21 protein-coding genes are annotated in these 20,386 nt (G+C 44.5%); 20 read left to right on the plus strand and 1 reads right to left on the minus strand.

Going from position 1 to position 20,386, the window contains the following annotated elements:
- The first annotated feature begins 97 nt into the window (after positions 1–97).
- The 20 genes from EUBC25_RS13690 (at position 98) to EUBC25_RS13785 (ending at position 19,233) form a co-directional block, all read left to right on the plus strand.
- Positions 98–2,086 carry a 2-isopropylmalate synthase gene (locus EUBC25_RS13690; RefSeq protein ID WP_230106036.1) on the plus strand — a complete coding sequence of 663 codons (1,989 nt, stop codon included), beginning with the start codon at positions 98–100 and terminating at the stop codon, positions 2,084–2,086.
- Positions 2,087–2,317: 231 nt separating this feature from the next.
- A complete protein-coding gene (locus EUBC25_RS13695; RefSeq protein ID WP_230106037.1) occupies positions 2,318–3,757 on the plus strand; it encodes an acyl-CoA carboxylase subunit beta in 1,440 nt (479 codons plus the stop codon).
- 14 nt (positions 3,758–3,771) lie between these two features.
- The gene (locus tag EUBC25_RS13700) at positions 3,772–4,572 is read left to right on the plus strand and encodes an OadG family transporter subunit (RefSeq protein WP_230106038.1); all 801 of its coding nucleotides are present in this window, start codon (positions 3,772–3,774) and stop codon (positions 4,570–4,572) included.
- A 27-nt stretch (positions 4,573–4,599) separates the two neighbouring features.
- Entirely contained in the window at positions 4,600–4,980 is a 381-nt protein-coding gene (locus EUBC25_RS13705) for a biotin/lipoyl-containing protein (RefSeq protein WP_230106039.1), read from the plus strand.
- A gap of 55 nt (positions 4,981–5,035) precedes the next feature.
- Positions 5,036–6,187: a sodium ion-translocating decarboxylase subunit beta gene (locus tag EUBC25_RS13710; protein WP_230106040.1), complete on the plus strand. Its 1,152-nt coding sequence runs from the start codon at positions 5,036–5,038 to the stop codon at positions 6,185–6,187.
- 23 nt (positions 6,188–6,210) lie between these two features.
- On the plus strand, positions 6,211–7,626 hold the full coding sequence (locus tag EUBC25_RS13715) for an oxaloacetate decarboxylase subunit alpha (protein WP_230106041.1): 1,416 nt from the start codon (positions 6,211–6,213) through the stop codon (positions 7,624–7,626).
- A 201-nt stretch (positions 7,627–7,827) separates the two neighbouring features.
- Entirely contained in the window at positions 7,828–8,757 is a 930-nt protein-coding gene (locus tag EUBC25_RS13720; protein ID WP_230106042.1) for a MurR/RpiR family transcriptional regulator, read from the plus strand.
- Positions 8,754–10,007: a BaiN/RdsA family NAD(P)/FAD-dependent oxidoreductase gene (locus tag EUBC25_RS13725; RefSeq protein WP_230106043.1), complete on the plus strand. Its 1,254-nt coding sequence runs from the start codon at positions 8,754–8,756 to the stop codon at positions 10,005–10,007. The genes EUBC25_RS13720 and EUBC25_RS13725 overlap by 4 nt, the downstream gene beginning before the upstream one ends.
- Positions 10,008–10,009: 2 nt before the next feature.
- The gene (locus EUBC25_RS13730; RefSeq protein WP_230106044.1) at positions 10,010–10,453 is read left to right on the plus strand and encodes a YcxB family protein; all 444 of its coding nucleotides are present in this window, start codon (positions 10,010–10,012) and stop codon (positions 10,451–10,453) included.
- A 24-nt stretch (positions 10,454–10,477) separates the two neighbouring features.
- Positions 10,478–11,134 carry a (d)CMP kinase gene (gene cmk, locus EUBC25_RS13735; protein WP_230106045.1) on the plus strand — a complete coding sequence of 219 codons (657 nt, stop codon included), beginning with the start codon at positions 10,478–10,480 and terminating at the stop codon, positions 11,132–11,134.
- Between the two features lie 15 nt (positions 11,135–11,149).
- Positions 11,150–12,004, plus strand: a complete 855-nt coding sequence (ispH, locus tag EUBC25_RS13740) for a 4-hydroxy-3-methylbut-2-enyl diphosphate reductase (RefSeq protein ID WP_230106046.1) — start codon at positions 11,150–11,152, stop codon at positions 12,002–12,004.
- The gene (gene rpsA / locus EUBC25_RS13745; RefSeq protein ID WP_230106047.1) at positions 11,985–13,064 is read left to right on the plus strand and encodes a 30S ribosomal protein S1; all 1,080 of its coding nucleotides are present in this window, start codon (positions 11,985–11,987) and stop codon (positions 13,062–13,064) included. Before ispH ends, rpsA begins: the two co-directional genes overlap by 20 nt.
- Positions 13,065–13,269: 205 nt before the next feature.
- Positions 13,270–14,589 carry an electron transport complex subunit RsxC gene (gene rsxC, locus EUBC25_RS13750; protein WP_230106048.1) on the plus strand — a complete coding sequence of 440 codons (1,320 nt, stop codon included), beginning with the start codon at positions 13,270–13,272 and terminating at the stop codon, positions 14,587–14,589.
- 91 nt (positions 14,590–14,680) lie between these two features.
- Positions 14,681–15,568, plus strand: a complete 888-nt coding sequence (locus EUBC25_RS13755) for an RnfABCDGE type electron transport complex subunit D (protein WP_416386689.1) — start codon at positions 14,681–14,683, stop codon at positions 15,566–15,568.
- The gene (locus EUBC25_RS13760; RefSeq protein ID WP_230106050.1) at positions 15,568–16,152 is read left to right on the plus strand and encodes an RnfABCDGE type electron transport complex subunit G; all 585 of its coding nucleotides are present in this window, start codon (positions 15,568–15,570) and stop codon (positions 16,150–16,152) included. Before EUBC25_RS13755 ends, EUBC25_RS13760 begins: the two co-directional genes overlap by 1 nt.
- Positions 16,153–16,164: 12 nt before the next feature.
- A complete protein-coding gene (gene rsxE / locus EUBC25_RS13765) occupies positions 16,165–16,881 on the plus strand; it encodes an electron transport complex subunit RsxE (protein ID WP_230106051.1) in 717 nt (238 codons plus the stop codon).
- Positions 16,882–16,892: 11 nt separating this feature from the next.
- Positions 16,893–17,468: an electron transport complex protein RnfA gene (locus EUBC25_RS13770; protein ID WP_230107614.1), complete on the plus strand. Its 576-nt coding sequence runs from the start codon at positions 16,893–16,895 to the stop codon at positions 17,466–17,468.
- Between the two features lie 13 nt (positions 17,469–17,481).
- Positions 17,482–18,273 (plus strand): RnfABCDGE type electron transport complex subunit B, encoded by a 792-nt coding sequence (locus tag EUBC25_RS13775; protein ID WP_230106052.1) that lies wholly within the window; start codon positions 17,482–17,484, stop codon positions 18,271–18,273.
- A gap of 19 nt (positions 18,274–18,292) precedes the next feature.
- Complete coding sequence (locus EUBC25_RS13780) at positions 18,293–18,748, plus strand: DUF2752 domain-containing protein (protein WP_230106053.1); 456 nt, start codon at positions 18,293–18,295, stop codon at positions 18,746–18,748.
- Positions 18,749–18,810: 62 nt separating this feature from the next.
- Entirely contained in the window at positions 18,811–19,233 is a 423-nt protein-coding gene (locus EUBC25_RS13785) for a hypothetical protein (RefSeq protein ID WP_230106054.1), read from the plus strand.
- An 87-nt stretch (positions 19,234–19,320) separates the two neighbouring features.
- Here EUBC25_RS13785 and EUBC25_RS13790 read toward each other — a convergent pair whose 3' ends face one another.
- Positions 19,321–20,304 (minus strand): FAD:protein FMN transferase, encoded by a 984-nt coding sequence (locus EUBC25_RS13790; protein WP_230106055.1) that lies wholly within the window; start codon positions 20,302–20,304, stop codon positions 19,321–19,323.
- Between the last annotated feature and the right edge of the window lie 82 nt (positions 20,305–20,386).

Raw genomic sequence — 20,386 nt, forward strand, 5'->3', positions numbered from 1 at the left:
TTTTTTGAATATGTATGTTAGGATAAACAAGTATTAAAAAAAGACAAGAAAGTTGATTAATATTTAACTTTTGGAAGATAGTAAGGGAGATGGCAAGATGAAAAATTGTGAAAAGTATGAACGGCAGTATTTTATGCCGCCGGAAGTAACATATGACTGGGTAAAGAAGGAATACATTGATCAGCCGCCCATCTGGTGCAGCGTGGATCTTAGAGACGGAAACCAGGCGCTGATCGAACCTATGAGCTTAGAAGAAAAACTGGAATTTTTTGAGTTGCTTATAAAAGTTGGTTTTAAGGAAATTGAAGTGGGATTTCCGGCTGCTTCTGAGACAGAATACCGCTTTATGAGAGCATTGATCGAGCGGAAGATGATTCCTGATGACGTGACAGTCCAGGTACTGACACAGGCAAGAGAACATATCATCAAAAAGACATTTGAAGCCGTTAAAGGAGCTCCTCACGCTGTGATCCATCTTTACAACTCCACATCTGTTGCGCAGAGGGAACAGGTATTTAAAAAAGATAAGGAACAGGTGAAAAAAATTGCCGTTGACGGGGCGAAGCTGTTAAAAAAACTGGCAGATGAAACAGAAGGTAATTTTACGTTCGAGTACAGTCCGGAGAGTTTTTCCGGAACAGAGGTTGACTATGCTGTAGAGGTATGTAACGCAGTACTGGATGTCTGGAATCCCCAGGCGGACAATAAAGCCATTATTAACATTCCGACTACAGTGGAAAATGCCATGCCTCATGTGTTCGCATCTCAATTAGAATATGTACATAAGCATCTCGCTTACCGGGAAAATGTTGTTCTGTCTCTTCATCCTCACAATGACAGAGGATGTGGGGTTGCAACTGCGGAGCTTGGCATTTTGGCAGGGGCAGACCGGATTGAAGGAACACTGTTCGGGAATGGAGAGAGAACCGGAAATGTAGATGTCATTACATTGGGAATGAACATGTTTTCTCACGGTGTTGATCCCAAGCTTGATTTTTCCAACATGGAAGAAATCAAAGAGACTTATGAACGGCTGACAAGAATGACGGTCGATGTGCGGCAGCCTTATGCAGGAGAACTTGTATTTACTGCATTTTCAGGATCACATCAGGATGCGATTGCAAAAGGAATGGCATGGAGAGATGAGAAGAAATGCAATACATGGACAGTACCTTATCTTCCGATCGATCCGCAGGATGTGGGAAGAAAATATGACTCTGATGTGATCCGTATCAACAGCCAGTCCGGAAAGGGCGGCGTAAACTATATCCTGAAACAGAGCTATGGCATTAACCTTCCGGAAAAAATGAGGGAGGAAGTAGGATATCTGGTAAAAGGGGTATCTGACAAAGCTCATAAAGAGCTGACTCCGGAATGGATTTATCAGATCTTTACCGATAATTATGTGAATGCTAAAACAGTATTTTCTATTGATGAATGTCATTTCCACCAGGCAGACGGTATTATCGCTGACGCCACCATCCATCATGGAAAGGATGAAAGAGTGGTAACTGCATCGGGGAACGGACGGCTGGATGCAGTGAGCAATGCCATTAAACAGTATTTCAATATCAGCTATGAGCTGACGTTTTATGAGGAACATTCTCTGACAAGAGGATCTTCTTCTAAAGCAGTGGCTTACGTGGGGATCATTGCTCATGGAAAGACATGCTGGGGAGTGGGAATCGATGCTGATATCATCCGCGCTTCCATAGAAGCTCTGATCGTGGCTGTCAACAAAATTGAAGAGATCGGAAATGCTGATCCGTGTAAAGATGCAAGAATGATTGAGATCATGAATTATCTGCAGGCAAATTATATAGACGTTACTTTGGATGATCTGGCAGAAAAGTTTTACCTTTCCAAGCCATATCTTTCCAAATATATTAAAGAAAAATCCGGAATGACTTTTGGAGAACTTGTGAAAAAGATTCGGATGAAAAAAGCCAGAGCAATGCTGAAAAGCAGCAGTATGACAGTAGAAAATATTGCTTTGTCCGTGGGTTATCAAAACGTGGAGCATTTTAACAGACTGTTTAAAAAAGCATACGATATGACTCCGGTACAATTCAGAAATCAGAAGTAGATCAAAAGGAAAGAAGATGCTGAAAAGAGAAGGATTTTTGGCGTCTTCTTTTTTGCTAATTTTTTAACGATTTTTTCAAAAACAGTTGAATAATGCAGAAAAAGAATATATAATATAATCGGCAGAAAATTTGGTTTAACTTTTTGCAATTGTCTGGCGTTAGCGGCTCTGACGCAACTATATGCAATAGAAAACCTGATTTAAATATGTAAGAAAATGGAGGGCTAGGTTATGAGCAACATGGCAACAGAAAATGCAGCAAGTCAGAGAATTGCCTCCCTACTTGATGCAGGCAGCTTTGTTGAGATCGGCGGCGGCGTGACTGCCAGAGCGACTGATTTCAACATGCAGAAAACAGAAACGCCGGGAGATGGCGTCATTACCGGTTACGGAGTGATCGATGGCAATCTGGTATATGTATACAGCCAGGATGCGTCTGTGTTGGGCGGATCGATCGGAGAAATGCATGCGAAAAAGATTGTAGCGCTTTATGACATGGCAATGAAAATGGGAGCGCCGGTGATCGGACTGGTTGACTGTGCCGGAATCCGGCTTCAGGAGGCGACAGATGCGTTGGACGGATTTGGAAAGCTTTATCTGAAACAGTCTATGGCGTCGGGTGTGATCCCGCAGATTACTGCGATTTTCGGAAACTGCGGCGGTGGACTGGCTGTTATTCCGGCATTGACAGATTTCACATTTATGGAAACAGAGCATGCAAAATTATTTGTCAATTCCCCTAATGCGATCCCGGGAAATACTGTCCAGAAATGCAACACGGCTTCTGCCAAGTTTCAGAGCAGTGAGGCCGGTCTTGTTGACGAAACAGGAACAGAAGAGGAAATTCTGGCGAAGATCCGGGCTCTGATCTGTATGCTGCCGTGCAACAATGAAGAAGATGTATCTTATGAGGAATGCACCGATGACCTGAACCGTCTGTGTGAGGGTATCGAAAATGCTGCAGAAGATACGGCTGTCGCTCTGTCCTCTATTTCTGACAATGGTGTTTTCTTTGAAGTGAAAAAGGATTACGCAAAAGACATGGTTACAGGATTTATCCGCCTGAATGGAATGACAGTAGGTGCAGTGGCAAACCGTTCTAAGGTCTACAATGAGGATGCGGAAGTGACTGCTGAATTTGACGGATCGCTGACAGCAGCGGGAGCAGGAAAAGCGGCGGATTTTGTAAGATTCTGCGATGCATTTAATATTCCTGTGCTTACTCTTACAAATGTAACGGGATTTGATGCGTCAACATGCGGAGAAAAAGCGCTGGCTGCACAGACAGCAAAACTTATCTATACTTTTACTGATGCGACGGTGCCGAAAGTGAACGTGATCATTGGAAAGGCTTATGGAAGCGCATATGTGGCGATGAACAGCAAATCCATTGGAGCAGATATGGTTTACGCATGGCCGAATGCGGAAATCGGCATGATGGATGCAGATCTGGCTGCAAAGATTATGTATGCAGATTCTGATATGCAGACTCAAAGAGAGAAAGCGGCAGAATACCGTGCTCTTCAGTCAAGTCCGGCTTCAGCGGCGGGACACGGCTATGTGGATGCAGTGATCAGTCCGGCAGATACAAGAAAATATATTATTGGAGCATTTGAGATGCTTTTTACAAAAAGAGAGGATCGTCCGGCAAAGAAACATGGAACAGTTTAGTGAGGTGAAACAAATTGAAGAAGAAAATTAGCTTATTAATGTGTATGCTTGCTGCTGTATTTACCCTGGCCGGATGTAGCAATAATGAAACAGGTGTAGAATATGATCAGGCGGCGATGGAGGAAGCTACCGAGTTTCTGATCGCCTACTGTTCCAGTGTAGATGACGCCACGATTGAGCAGTGGAAGAGTCTGACAGACGAGCAGCTGAACTATCAGCTTATGCAGTCAGGATATCCTTTTACAGCGGAAAGTTTTCTTAGCTCAATGGATGCATGGCAGGCAGGAGTTGAGGAGTGCGGAGCTTACATCGGGCACGGCGACCTGACTTATGAGGCAGGCAATTCAGAACTTTCAATTACAACGACAGCAGAGTTTGAAGACCGGCAGGCGGATCTTGAGATCATTTACGAGACAGACCTTCGGGGAAATCTTCAGCTGGACAGTCTGACGGTGAGCGGAAAATATTCCATGGGAGAAATCCTTCAGAAAGCAGGACTGAATACTCTTCTTGGAATGGGAACTGTATTCGTTGTACTGATTATTATTTCTGTTATTATTTCTCTGTTGAAATATATTCCGAAACTTCAGGCGGCTTTCACAAAGAAAGCAGAGCCGCAGCAGGTGGCACCGGCATCAGTCTCTGAAACGCCGGCGGCTGAAGTGGCGGAGGAAGTTGTTGTAGAAGAAACACAGGAAGATGACACAGAACTTGTAGCAGTCATCGCAGCAGCGATCGCGGCATCAGAAGGTACAAGTACCGACGGCTTTGTTGTTCGGAGCATTCGTCGCCGCAGGTCAAATAAATGGAATTAAGGATAACCGGATCAGGAGGATATAAAAATGAAAAATTATACAATTACTGTGAATGGAAACGTATATGATGTAACTGTAGAAGAAAACGCAGGCGGAGCAGCACCGGCACCAGCCGCAGCGCCGGCTCCGAAAGCACCGGCGGGTCCGAAGGCGGCGCCGGCACCGAAACCGGCTGCAAAACCAGCAGGAGCGGGAGCAATCCAGGTAAAAGCAGGCGCGGCAGGAAAAGTATTTAAAATCGAGGCAAATGTCGGACAGAATGTAAAAAGAGGTGACGCTGTTGTCATTATTGAAGCCATGAAAATGGAAATTCCGGTTGTGGCACCAGAAGACGGAACAGTTGCAAGCATTGATGTGGCTGTCGGTGATGCGATTGAGGCTGGAGCAGTGCTGGCTACCTTAAACTAGGCAGTATATGTGAGCACTGCAGAGGTACTTTTGAAACACGACTGGAGGTTAAAAAATGGATTATATTATAACAACATTGGGAAACCTCGTGCAGCAGACAGCTTTCCTCAATCTGACATGGGGAAATCTTATCATGATTGCTGTTGCATGTTTTTTCCTGTTTCTTGCAATCAGACATGGATTTGAACCTCTGCTGTTAGTGCCGATCGCTTTTGGTATGCTGCTTGTTAATATCTATCCCGATATTATGCTGCATGCAGATGAGGCTGCTAACGGTACAGGTGGACTTCTCTATTATTTCTATGTGTTGGATGAGTGGTCTATCCTTCCGTCACTGATTTTCCTGGGTGTCGGAGCGATGACAGACTTTGGACCATTGATCGCAAATCCGAAGAGTTTTCTTCTCGGGGCAGCGGCGCAGTTTGGTATTTTTGCAGCATATCTGGGAGCGATGGCTATGGGCTTTTCAGACAAAGCTGCAGCGGCTATTGCAATTATCGGAGGGGCAGACGGACCGACTTCTATCTTCCTTGCAGGTAAATTGCAGCAAACAGCTATTTTGGGACCGATTGCCGTAGCGGCTTACTCCTATATGGCGCTTGTTCCTATTATTCAACCGCCTGTTATGAAGCTTTTGACAACGGAAAAAGAGCGGAAGATTAAGATGGAGCAGCTTCGTCCTGTTTCCAAGCTGGAGAGAATCCTGTTCCCGATCATCGTAACGATCGTTGTTTGTATGATTCTTCCTACAACGGCACCACTGGTTGGTATGCTTATGCTTGGCAACCTGTTCCGCGAATCCGGTGTGGTAAGACAGCTTACGGAGACTGCATCCAATGCACTGATGTATATCGTAGTTATTCTGCTTGGCACATCGGTAGGAGCGACTACAAGTGCAGGGGCATTTTTGAATCTGGATACCCTTAAGATCGTAGCCCTTGGACTGATCGCCTTTATTTTCGGTACAGCAGCCGGTGTCCTTCTTGGAAAGCTGATGTGTGTACTGACAAAGGGCAAGGTTAATCCGCTGATCGGTTCTGCGGGAGTATCGGCAGTTCCTATGGCGGCCAGAGTTTCACAGAAGGTCGGATCAGAGGCTGACCCTACAAACTTCCTTCTGATGCACGCTATGGGACCAAACGTTGCAGGTGTAATCGGTACGGCAGTTGTTGCCGGAACATTCATGGCTATTTTCGGTGTAATGTAATAAGATAAATGGAGGAAGAAATAATGGCAGAAATTCAGAAAAAACCAATTAAAATAACAGAAACCATTCTGCGTGATGCCCATCAGTCTCTGATCGCTACCCGCATGACAACGGAACAGATGCTGCCGATCATTGATAAAATGGATAAAGTAGGGTATCACTCTGTAGAGTGCTGGGGCGGTGCTACTTTTGATGCGTCCCTCCGTTTCCTGAAGGAAGATCCGTGGGACCGTCTTCGTAAATTCCGTGACGGATTTAAGAACACCAAGCTTCAGATGCTCTTCCGGGGACAGAATATTCTTGGATACCGTCCTTATGCAGATGACGTTGTAGAATATTTTGTTCAGAAATCTGTAGCAAATGGAATTGATATTATACGCATTTTTGACTGTCTGAACGATCTTCGTAATCTGCAGACAGCAGTAAAAGCAGCAAATAAGGAAAAGGCAGATGCACAGGTTGCGCTTTCCTATACCCTTGGGGATGCCTATACACTGGAATACTGGGTAGATATTGCCAAGAGAATTGAGGATATGGGTGCAAATTCTATCTGTATCAAGGATATGGCGGGACTTCTTCTGCCATATGAGGCTACAGAGCTTATTACCGCGCTGAAAGAGGCGGTTGATCTTCCGATCCAGCTGCATACACATTACACATCCGGCGTAGCATCTATGACTTATCTGAAAGCAGTAGAGGCAGGTGTGGATGTGATCGATACTGCAATGTCTCCGTTTGCGCTTGGAACTTCACAGCCGGCTACGGAAGTTATGGTAGAGACCTTCCGCGGAACTCCTTATGATTCCGGGCTGGATCAGAAACTTCTTGCAGAGATTGCAGATTACTTCCGTCCGATCCGCGACGAAGCGTTGGACAGCGGACTTCTGAATCCGAAGAACCTTGGAGTAAATATCAAGACACTTCTCTATCAGGTGCCTGGAGGAATGCTTTCCAATCTGACTTCCCAGCTGAAGGAGCAGGGAGCAGAGGATCGTTACTATGAAGTGCTTGAAGAAGTTCCGAAAGTAAGAAAGGATCTTGGAGAACCGCCTCTTGTCACACCTTCTTCACAGATCGTAGGAACACAGGCTGTGTTTAATGTTCTGATGGGAGAACGATATAAGATGGCAACAAAGGAGACAAAGGATGTGCTAAGCGGAAAATACGGCGCTACAGTTAAGCCTTTTAATCCGGATGTTGTAAAGAAAGTTCTGGGAGATAATCCGGAGATCATTACCTGCCGTCCGGCCGACCTTCTTGAGGATGAGCTGGATACGCTCCGCAAAGAGTGTGAACAGTGGATTCAGCAGGATGAGGATGTCCTGACTTACGCATTATTCCCGCAGGTTGCAACGGATTTCTTCAAGTACCGTGAAGCACAGCAGACAAAGATAGATGTAGATATGGCAGATACAAAGAGCGGAAGTTATCCGGTATAATCGGTATAATGTTGAAAAAATCCGGTGAAGGCATGCCTCTTGGAGGCTGCTTTCGCCGGATTTTTTTGGTTGGTGAAATAAGTCATTACGCCATACCCTTGCAAATTCGGGGGCGAATATAGTAGAATGTCTTTGGATCTGTATAAGCGGACCTGCTGTTTGATAATATACAGGATGAAATACAGGAAAAGGATCGATAAAATGGGAATTAATAATGAATTACTGCGAAAGATAGACCAGGGGTATCTTAAATTCAGTAAGGGACAGAAAAAGCTTGCCGATTATATTCGCAAAAATTACGATAAAGCTGCTTTTTTAACAGCGGCGAAAATGGGAGAAGTCGTAGGCGTCAGTGAATCGACAGTGGTGCGTTTTGCTACAGCCCTGGGATATAAGGGATATCCGGAATTTCAAAAAGCGCTGGAAGAACTTGTCCGTACAAGACTGAATTCTATTCAGCGGATGGAAGTGACATACGGAAGGATCAGCCAGGGAGAGATACTGGCATCCGTTCTTCAGTCAGATATTGAAAAGATCAAAATGACAATGGAAAGTATTGATCAGGAAGCGTTCGAGCTTGCCGTAGAAACCATTCTTTCTGCAAGAAAGGTGTATGTAGTGGGAATACGAAGCTGTGCTCCGCTTGCCAGCTTTTTAAGTTTTTATCTGAATCTTCTGCGGGGGGATGTAACTGCAGTTCATACAAACAGTGCCAGTGAGATATTCGAACAGTTGATCCGCATCGGAGAAAAGGATGTGATCATAGGAATCAGCTTTCCAAGATATTCCATGCGTACATTGAAGGCGCTGGAATTTGCAAGCAACCGGAAGGCTAAAGTCATCACTTTGACAGACAGCGTCCATTCCCCGATGAATCTCTATTCTTCCTGCAACCTGATCGCAAGAAGTGATATGGCATCTATTGTAGATTCCCTTGTGGCGCCCTTGAGTGTGGTAAATGCCCTTGTAGTTGCCCTTTGTATGAAAAAGCAGAAAGAAGTAGTGTCTACGCTGGAAATGTTGGAGCAGATCTGGGACGAGTACCAGGTGTACAGCGGCGATGAGCTGAATATGGTAAGAGACAGCGTAGAGATTACAGGAGATATAAGCGGCGGGGAGGAAAAAAGATGAGCAGAGTTCTGATCGTCGGCGCCGGAGCAGCCGGAATGTATGCTGCTGTATGGGCGGCACGGAATGGACAGGAAGTGTGCGTGTTTGAAAAAAATGAAAAGGCCGGAAAAAAACTGTTTATTACCGGAAAGGGACGCTGCAATCTTACCAATGCCTGCGATGTAGAGGATTTGTTTGAGGCGGCAAGAAGCAACCCTAAATTTCTGTACAGCAGCTTTTACACCCATACAAATCAGGATGTGATCGATTTTTTTGAAGAACTCGGTATGAAGACAAAAACGGAGCGGGGAGGCAGAGTGTTTCCGGCTTCCGACCACTCGTCAGATGTGATCCGGACACTGGAGCAGGAAATGAAACGTCTGAAGGTAGAACTTAGGCTGAACTGCCGGGTGGAAAAAATTTGCCAGGAAAATGGAACGTTTACGGGAGTTTTACTTGCAGACGGTACGATGGAAACGGGAGATGCATGTATTGTGGCGACCGGAGGAATGTCCTACCCTTCTACAGGTGCTTCCGGAGACGGCTACCGTTTCGCAGGGGAAATGGGCCATGCCATTACAGAACTTAAGCCTTCTCTTGTTCCGATACAGACAGAAGAAGAATGGGTTCCCCAGCTTATGGGTCTTTCCCTTCGCAATGTGGAACTTAAGGTCTTAGATGGAAAAAGACAGCTTTTTTGCGAAATGGGAGAGATGCTCTTTACCCATTATGGAGTCAGCGGGCCCCTTGTTATCAGTGCAAGCGCGGATGTAGGTGCCAGATTGGAGCAAAGGAAGTTGAAACTTTCAGTGGACTTAAAGCCGGCTCTTTCGGAAGAACGCCTGGACCAGCGGATCTTAAGAGATTTTCAGGAGCAGAAAAACAAGCAGTTCAAAAATTCCCTTGGAAAGCTGCTCCCTTCAAAGTTGATCCCTGTTATCGTAAAGTTATCTGAAATACCTCCGGAAAAGAAAATTAACGAGATTTCCAGAGAAGAAAGAGGAAGGCTGGTTTATCTCATTAAACATCTGGAAATGACAGCAGTAAATCTTAGAGGATGGAACGAGGCTATTATTACAAAAGGTGGTGTATCCGTGAAGGAAATTGATCCCGGAACTATGGAATCGAGAAAAATAAAAAATCTTTATTTTGTCGGAGAAGTGCTGGATCTGGATGCGGTGACAGGAGGGTTTAATCTTCAGATTGCCTGGTCTACTGCATATGCGGCAGCGTCAAATTTAGAAAATAAGTACACAGACAGGAGAGAGTAGTTATGGAACCTCTATTTTATATGGAATATAAAGAATCCAGAAAAATAGTGCTGGAAATGTTTATTGCTTATTATAAGTATCAGAATCTGAAAGCGTGGGGACCTTTTAAGATCAGCGATATAAAGGCAAAAGCGGAAGAGAAAACCCAGAAGCACTGGAAAGAGATTAAAATGATCAGCCGAAAAGAAAGAACAGTGCAAGTGGAATTTTATGAAGATTCTTTTTCCTGTGTCACTGGTGATGTGAAGCAGGAATACAGATATGATGAACTGGAGGCAATCTGCGAGACGGATACCACCTTTGTTCTGGTAGCAGGTAAAAAGCGTAAGAAAGATGCTTTTCTCGGACTGAAGAAGGGAAGTGTAAAAGGCAGGAGCCTTGCAGATCTCAAAGCATTCCTTTTGGAAAAATGTCCGAAGATAACGAAGATTACATATCTGGAATAAAAATACAGTGAGTGAGGAGAAAAAATGGGATATAATATAGCGATCGATGGACCGGCCGGAGCCGGAAAGAGTACGATTGCCAAACAGGTGGCAAAAGAAAAAGGATTTATTTACGTAGATACAGGGGCAATGTACCGCGGGCTTGCCGTACATTTTCTTCAGAGTGGGATTGATCCTCAGGATACAAAAGAAATCGAAGAAGCATGCCGGAATGCGGAAGTGACAATCGGGTATGAAGACGGAAACCAGCAGATCTATCTGAATGGAGAAAATATTACCTCGAGGCTTCGGCAGGAAGAGGTTGGGAATATGGCCTCTAAAAGCTCGGCAGTCCCCAAAGTAAGAGAGAAACTCCTGGATCTGCAAAGAACCCTTGCAGCAGAAAAAGATGTAGTGATGGATGGAAGGGATATTGGCACTAACGTGTTGCCCCGGGCAGATGTGAAAGTCTTTTTGACAGCTGACGCAAGAACAAGGGCAAAAAGACGGTATGATGAACTTACTGCCAAAGGAATTTCCTGTAATCTGGATGAAATCGAGTCGGATATCAGGGAGAGGGATGAAAGGGATATGAATCGGGAGACTGCTCCTCTTAAGCAGGCAGAAGATGCTGTGCTGATCGACAGTTCTCATATGAGCATACCGGAAGTGGTTTCAAAAATACTCTCTCTTTGCAAATAGAAAGGAAAGAACAAGATGGAAATAAAACTGGCAAAATCAGCAGGATTTTGTTTTGGTGTAAAGCGGGCGGTAGAGACTGTCTATGAACAGATCCGGGAACAAAAGGAACAAAAAATCTACACTTACGGACCTATTATCCATAATGATGAGGTGATCCGAGATCTGAAAGAAAAAGGAGTCTGTGTCCTGGAAACAGAAGAAGAACTGGGGAAAGTGAAAGATGGTGTTGTTATCATACGTTCCCATGGCGTTCCGAAAAGAGTCTGCAGTATGCTTGAAAAAAAAGGGATTCCTTATGTAGATGCTACTTGTCCGTTTGTAAAAAAAATACATCGGATTGTTTCAGAACAAAGTGCAAGAGGCGCGTATATCATTATCATCGGAAATCCCGACCACCCGGAGGTGAAAGGGATACAGGGATGGGCAAAAGAAGATGTAAAGGTTGTTTTTACAGCAGAAGATGCACAGGCTGTTACGGTAGAAGAGGGAAAACCCGTGTGCGTCGTGGCCCAAACGACATATAATTACAATAAATTCAAAGATTTAGTTGAAATTATCTCGAAAAAGGGGTATGATATAACTGTTTTAAATACGATTTGCAGTGCGACAAAAGAGCGTCAGGAGGAGGCGGAACGTATTGCAAAAGAGGTGGATGCAATGATCGTGATTGGCGACAAAAAGAGCTCAAACACCCAGAAGTTATTTGAAATATGTAATCATGCATGTAACAATACGTACTACATACAGACACTTGACGATTTGGATATGAATCAATTAAGGTCCGTGGAAACAGTAGGTATTACAGCAGGGGCATCCACGCCCAACAAAATAATTGAGGAGGTTCAAAATAATGTCAGAATTAACATTTGAACAGATGTTAGACGAGTCATTCAAGACAATACGAAACGGAGAGGTGGTTGACGGTACAGTCATTGATGTAAAGCCGGATGAGATCATTCTGAATATCGGTTACAAAGCAGACGGTATCATCACAAGAAGCGAATATACGAATGAGCCGGGTGTGGACCTTACTACTCTTGTTTCTGTTGGTGATACAATGACTGCAAAAGTATTAAAGGTTAATGACGGAGAAGGTCAGGTGCTGCTTACTTATAGAAGGCTTGCTGCTGAGAAAGGAAATGAGCGCCTCAAAGAAGCGTTTGAAAACAAAGAAGTACTGAAGGCACCTGTCGCACAGATTCTGGGCGGCGGACTCAGTGTGGTTGTTGATGAAGCCAGAGTATTCATCCCTGCAAGCCTGGTTTCTGACACATATGAAAAAGATCTGAGCAAGTATCAGGGACAGGAAATTGAATTTGTGATCAGTGAATTTAATCCTCGCCGCAACCGTATTATCGGTGACAGAAGACAGCTTCTTGTAGCAGAAAGGGCAGAAAAGCAAAAAGAGCTTTTTGAAAAATTGCAGATCGGTGACAGAATTGAAGGAACAGTAAAGAATGTGACAGATTTTGGAGCATTTATCGATCTTGGCGGTGTGGATGGACTCCTTCATATTTCTGAAATGTCATGGGGCAGAATTGAAAATCCGAAGAAGGTATTCCAGGTTGGCGAGAAAGTGACAGTTCTTGTAAAAGATATTCATGATACAAAGATTGCGCTCAGCTTGAAATTCCCGGAGACAAATCCTTGGGCAAACGCACAGGAAGATTATGCGGTTGGCAAGGAGATCACAGGAAAGGTTGCCAGAATGACAGATTTCGGAGCTTTTGTTGAACTTGCACCAGGAGTGGACGCACTTCTTCATGTATCCCAGATTTCCAGAGCGCATGTTGAAAAACCATCAGATGTTCTGACAGTAGGACAGGAGATTACTGCAAAGATCGTTGATCTCAATGTGGAAGAGAAGAAGATCAGTCTGAGTATGAAGGCTTTGGAGCCTGCTGAAGCAGAAGAAGGATCTGATGAATAAGTAACTGATAAACCGTATGGAATATCATAAAGTGTTTTCGGATAGAGACTAGAATATAGTCTCTATCTTTGTGTGTGAGACATTGTTAAACAAACATCAAGATGTACTTGGAAATGTACAATAAAATTGCCGAAAAAAGCTAGATAGAGTCGGCGTTTTCTTGTATAGTATATACAGATTAAAGTTAGGAAGGAAGGAAAACGAGATGGCATTATTAACATTTAAGGGTGGTATTCATCCCGATGATGGTAAGCGCCTGGCCAAGGACAAGGCGATTACTGAAGTTAAGCCAAAAGGGAACCTGGTTTATCCGCTCTCACAGCATATCGGTGCTCCGGCAGCTCCGGTTGTGTCTGTCGGTGATCATGTACTCAGGGGGCAGAAAATTGCGGAGGCCGGCGGATTTGTCTCAGCTCCGATCTATGCATCTGTTTCCGGAACAGTGAAAGCGATCGAGCCTCATTTTAATCCTACAGGAGCAAAAGTAAACTGTATTGTAGTTGAAAATGACGAACAGTACGAAGAAGTAGAATACGGCCCTGTAAAGCCTTTGGAAGAAATGACAAAGGAAGAGATCTTAAATGCGATCGGCGAAGCCGGTATTGTAGGTATGGGAGGTGCAGGATTCCCCACAAGAGTGAAACTGTCCCCGAAAGAGCCTGATAAAATTGACTACATTATAGCAAACTGTGCGGAATGTGAGCCGTACATCACTGCTGACTACAGAAGAATGATTGAGACGCCGGAGCTGCTTGTAGGCGGAATGAAGGTGATCTTATCTCTGTTTGACAATGCAAAAGGTATTTTTGCTGTAGAAGATAATAAACCAGACTGTATCGCAAAGCTTCAGGAACTTGTGAAAGATGAGAAACGCATGGAAGTTATGCCTCTGAAAACGAAGTATCCCCAGGGAGCAGAGCGTCAGCTCATCTATGCAACAACCGGACGGGCAATTAATTCCACTATGCTTCCGGCCGATGCAGGATGCGTGGTAGACAACGTTGAGACAATGATCAATGTATACCAGGCAGTTGTAAAAGGTATCCCGTCTATGGAGCGAGTTGTAACAGTCAGTGGCGATGGAGTGAATGAACCTGGCAATTTTAAGGCCTTATTTGGAACAAACCAGATGGAACTTGTGGAAGCTGCAGGCGGATTCAAGGGTGAACCGGAGAAGGTCATCTCCGGCGGTCCGATGATGGGATTTGCTATGTTTACTCTGGATACTCCTGTGACAAAGACATCTTCATCTATCCTTTGTCTTTCAAAAGACGAGGTGGCGAAATTTGAGCCGACAGCCTGCATTAACTGCGGAAGGTGTGTAGAGGTCTGTCCGAGCAGGCTGATCCCTTCCAGACTTGCGGATTATGCAGAGCATCATGATGAAGAGCTCTTTACAAAGCAGAATGGGCTGGAATGTGTGGAATGCGGCTGCTGCAGTTACGTATGTCCGGCAAAACGCCAGCTGAAACAGTCTATAGGATCTATGAGGAAAATTGCTCTTGCGAACCGCAAGAAAAAGTAATAAAGAGAGGAAGAGGTGAACAAAAGTGGAGAATCAGTTAAATATTTCGTCTTCACCACATATACGTTCCAAGGTTACTTCTGGCAATATCATGCTCATGGTAGTTATTGCACTGCTTCCGGCATCTGCTTTCGGAGTATATAACTTTGGCGTACCTGCTCTGCTTATGCTGATCAGCACAACGGCAGCGGCAGTATTAACAGAATTTATTTATGAGAAACTTATGCACAAAAAAGTAACGGTAGGAGATTTCAGTGCTGTTGTTACCGGTCTTCTGCTGGGGCTTAACATGCCTCCGACAGCGCCGCTTTGGATGGGCGCGCTGGGAAGCGTATTCGGTATTCTTATTGTAAAACAGCTTTTCGGAGGACTTGGACAGAACTTTATGAACCCGGCTCTGGGAGCAAGATGTTTCCTTTTGCTTTCCTTTACCGGACCAATGACAAGCTTTGTCTATGACGGCATTACCGGACCGACCCCGCTTGCCTATGTAAAAGAGGGCGCTTTGGATCAGGTCAACACAATGGATATGCTGATCGGAAATATTCCGGGAACCATTGGTGAGACTTCTGTGATTGCCATTGTGATCGGAGCTATTTTCCTGATCTTAATGGGAGTCATTGATCTTAGGATCCCAGGTACATATATTGTGACATTCGTGATTTTTGTAGGAATTTTCGGACATGTAGCGCATCCGGAGATTGGATTTTTTGATCCGCAGTATATCACAGCTCATCTGTGCGGCGGTGGTCTGATGCTTGGTGCATGGTTCATGGCAACAGACTATGTAACATCACCGATCACGAAGAAAGGACAGTATGTCTATGGTATCGTGCTTGGTCTTTTGACAGGTCTGTTCCGTATTTTCGGCGGATCGGCAGAAGGTGTGTCCTATGCAATCATCATCAGTAACCTTCTGGTTCCGTTGATTGAGAAGGTTACTCTTCCAAAACCATTTGGTAAAGGAGGAGAGAAATAATGAACAAGATTATCAGAAATACGATTATCCTTACAGTTATCACATTGGTTTCCGGACTTTTGCTTGGAGTGGCATATGAAGTGACAAAGGATCCGATCGCTCAGGCGAACGAGGAGGCAAAGAAGGAAGCATGGCAGGCGGTATTCCCGGACGCTGATATTGATGCGTTTGAGACAGTAGATGTAGATCAGGATATCGCAAAGCAGGCAATTTCCGACGCGGGAATTGAGGGATCGATTGATGAAGTAAGCGCTGTGGACGGCGGTGAAGCAGGATATGTCATTACGGTTACAGACGGGGAAGGTTACGGCGGAGATATCCAGATGACAGTGGGTATCACAGCCGATGGAAGCATCAGCGGAATTTCTTTCCTTTCAATATCTGAGACAGCAGGTCTCGGTATGAAAGCAAGGGAAGAGTCCTTTTACGGACAGTATGTAGGCGTACAGGCAGATCAGTTCTACGTTTCCAAAGACGGCGGAGAAGGGGAACCTATCGATGCTATCAGCGGTGCCACTATCACATCAAGAGCGGTGACAGGCGGTGTAAACGCAGCAATCGCTTATTTCCAGAATGCATTTTAGGAGGTAGTTGAGATGAATACATGTGGCGAGAGACTGAAAAATGGTATTATAGATGAAAACCCTATTTTTGTGTTGTTGCTCGGTATGTGTCCGACACTTGCTGTAACAACTTCTGCCATGAATGGTATCGGTATGGGACTTTCCACCACCTTCGTGCTTGTTATGTCCAACATGCTGATTTCCATGCTGCGCAAGATTATTCCGGATTCTGTCCGGATGCCGGCTTTCATCGTAGTTGTAGCTTCTTTTGTAACAATTGTTGATTTCATGATGGAAGGATTTACCCCGGATCTTTACGATTCGCTGGGACTTTATATTCCGTTGATCGTAGTAAACTGTATTATTCTGGGACGTGCAGAAAGCTATGCATCCAAAAATCCTGTCCTTCCGTCCATTTTTGACGGACTTGGAATGGGACTTGGATTCACAGTTGCCCTTATTGCTATCGGTATTGTGCGGGAAATCCTCGGAGCAGGACAGGCTTTTGGCTATCAGATCCTCCCTCTGGCAGATGAGGCGACAGGAGCAGCAGGATACACACCGATCACGATCTTTATCCTGGCGCCTGGGGCATTCCTTGTATTAGCGCTTCTTGCGGCAATCCAGAACAAAGTGAAGATCAACATGGAAAAGAAAGGCAAAGATGCGTCCAAGATTCAGTCAGGATGTGGCTCAGACTGTGCAACATGCGGCGGATGTCCGTCAGTGGCCGGAAAAGATAAGGAATAGGAGGGGAAATGATGGGAAATTTGATTTTAATTGCAGTAGGTTCTGCACTTGTAAGTAACGTCGTGCTCAGCCAGTTCCTTGGAATCTGTTCCTTCCTCGGTGTTTCAAAAAAGACTGAGACTGCTGTCGGCATGGGCGGAGCTGTTATCTTTGTAATTACGCTGGCTTCTCTGGTTGCCAGCCTCCTGTATGATTTTATTTTGGAACCGTTAGGATTTGATTACCTGAAGACAATTGTCTTTATTCTTGTAATCGCTGCTCTGGTTCAGATCGTGGAGATGTTCCTGAAAAAGTTTGTAAAATCTCTCTACAATGCATTGGGCGTTTATCTGCCGCTGATCACAACAAACTGTGCAGTGCTTGGTGTTGCGATCAACAATGCTCAGGACGGCTATAATCTGATCGAGAGTGTGGTAAACGGATTTGCCACCGGCGTTGGTTACCTGATCGCCATCGTACTTCTGGCAGGAATCAGAGAGAAAATGGAATACAATGATATTCCGGAGTCCTTTAAGGGAATGCCGATCGTGCTTTTGACTTCTACATTGATGGCGATTGCATTCTTCGGATTCTCAGGATTGATATAGGAGGAAGAGTAACATGAGTATGACAGGAATTATTTTGGCTGCAGTCATTGTAGGCGGTACTGGTTTATTCATTGGTATCTTTCTCGGGCTTGCAGACAAAAAGTTTGCAGTAGAAGTGGATGAAAAAGAAGAGGCAGTTCTTGGTGTACTGCCAGGAAACAACTGCGGTGGATGCGGTTATCCGGGATGTTCCGGACTTGCAGCAGCAATCGCAGCAGGGGAAGCTCCGGTAAATGCCTGCCCGGTAGGCGGCGCTCCGGTAGCTGCTAAAATTGCGGATATTATGGGCGTAGAAGCAGGAGAGCAGATACATGAGGTTGCATTTGTAAAATGCGGCGGAACATGTGAAAAGGCCAAACAGAGCTATGAGTATTACGGACTCCATGACTGTGTCATGATCAATATGATGCAGAACGGAGGACCGAAATCCTGTGCTTATGGCTGCCTGGGTGAAGGATCCTGTGTGAAAGCCTGTCCGTTTGATGCGATCCATGTTGTTGACGGAGTGGCAGTAGTAGATAAAGATGCATGTAAGGCATGTGGAAAATGTATTGAAGTGTGTCCGAGACATTTGATCGAACTTGTTCCGTATGAACAGAAGCATCTCGTAAACTGCAGCTCCAAAGATAAAGGAAAAGATGTTATGAGCGTATGTTCTGTAGGATGTATCGGATGTAAGATGTGTGAAAAAGTCTGTGAATTCGACGCTGTTAAAGTAGTTGATAATATTGCACACATTGATCCGGCTAAATGTACAAACTGCGGAAAATGTGCAGAGAAATGTCCGAAAAAGATCATCTTATAGAATTTTCATACAAAAGCTTATGAAAAAAGAAAATTGGAAGCTGATAGGCTATCGGGTAAAAAAAGATATTGCAGAATTAAAATGGGCGATTATTGCAGTAATCGCCTATTTTGCATTGTCAGGAAGATTTTTGGGAAGTGTATGTCCGCTGGTATATATGACAGGATTTCCCTGCCCATCCTGTGGACTGACAAGAGCAGGACTTGCTGTTCTGCATCTGGATTTTAGCAGAGCGTGGGAAATGCATCCTTTTATATTTCTGATCGGCCTTTGGGTGCTTGCCGCCGCTTATGAAAGATATGGAAAGGGGAGAGACGGGCTTTCCTTTCATCTGAAATTGGCGGGAGGAGCGCTGATTGCAGGTATGGTCCTGTTTTATATTTATCGTATGTATGTTTATTTTCCAAACTGCCCGCCTATGACTTATTATTATGACAATCTGCTGTATCATATTTGGGAGCTGGTGAAACAATAATTGTATTTGTACCATACCTGTGATACAATAGGCGTGATAAAAGAAAACAGGAGGAGCTGCAAATGGATAATAATTTTGAAAATACACCGGATATTTTAGAAAAGACAGACTCAGATAATCAGAATAAGCAAAGCAACCAGAACCAGACTTATACGGATCCAAATGCAGGTTATCAGTATAACAGCGGTTATCACTATTATCAGGGAGATAATGGAAACTATCATGTAGATAATCAGTTTAACATGGATCAAAGTCCGATGACTTTGGGAGACTGGGTGCTGACAATTCTTGCGTGGATGATTCCATGTGTCGGTCTGGTGCTGTATCTTGTGTGGGCATTTGGAAAGAATGGAAATGTAAACAGAAGAAATTTCTGCCGGGCGTGGCTGATCATTTATGCAGTCGTATTTGTGCTGAGTATTATACTCTTTGTTATTCTCGGAGTTTCCGTGGCAACTATGATCCCGGAATATGGAGTTTATTAGACAACGGTGAACAAAGAAAATTTCTAAAGAGAAGCTCTGCTTCAGAGGGGAAATTCCTATCTGAAGCAGAGCTTTTACTGTATTCTCCTATTTCATAAAATTGGTAGAATAAGTGATTTCGTTTTCACTGTCTATAAAGACGGCGTCTACATTATCCAGCTGATTGACAAGTTTCAGTCCGTCTTCAGGCCCCAGTACAAAGCAGGTGGTACTGAGGGCGTCGGCGGTCAGAGAGGAGTCTGTGATGATCGTAACGCTGGAAAGACCATTTTGGCAGGGATAACCGGTCTTTGGATCAAGGATATGATGATAGATGGTTCCATCCTTTTCAAAATATCGCTGATAAGTCCCGGAAGTGACAATGGACTGGTCTTTGATCTTAACGGAAGTAAGAGGGATCCCGCTTTCGGAAAAGGGTTCCTGGATACCGATGTTGAAAGCGGAGCCATCAGGCTTTCCGCCGATTGTCTGAACATTTCCGCCGAGATTAATGTTGGCATGCCGTATTCCTTCTTCCTCCAAATAGTCCTTAAGACGGTCTGCAATATAGCCTTTGGCTATTGCACCCAGATCAATGGCAGCCTGAGAATCCTGCATGGTGACAGTGTTTCCGCTGACCAGTACTTTTTGATAGTCTACATGCTCAAGGGCGGAAGCAATAGCAGCGGAATCGGGGACTGACGGATTTTCTGCCTTGAAGTCCCACAGGCTGGAAACTTTACCGATGGTAATGTCAAAGGCGCCGTTAGAAAGCTTACCATAGTACAATCCTTTTTTGATCAGGGTTGCTGTCTCGGAAGACACCTCCACCGGATTGCCGCCTGCCTGGTTAATTCTGGATATCTCGCTGTCAGGATTTGTGGCAGAAAACATAGCGTCATATTTCTGGCACATCGATTTGCATTCATCCAGGATTTCCTGATCCGTGGAGTCATAGACAGTAATTGAAACTACGGTGTCAAATACGGTATCCGTATAGGTCATGGGCTCTTTTGAAGCAGCCGCACATCCGGACAGAGATATGCATATGAAAGCTGCCGCGGTAAGAGCAGCAATTATTCTGTTTTTCATAAAGTTCTCCTTATAAATATCTTTAATAAAAACCAATTTATTCCCATAATTACGTATCCGGCAGGACACCATGCTATTATAG

Origin of the sequence: Claveliimonas bilis (assembly GCF_020892095.1) — a bacterium.
Lineage (GTDB): Bacteria > Bacillota > Clostridia > Lachnospirales > Lachnospiraceae > Claveliimonas > Claveliimonas bilis.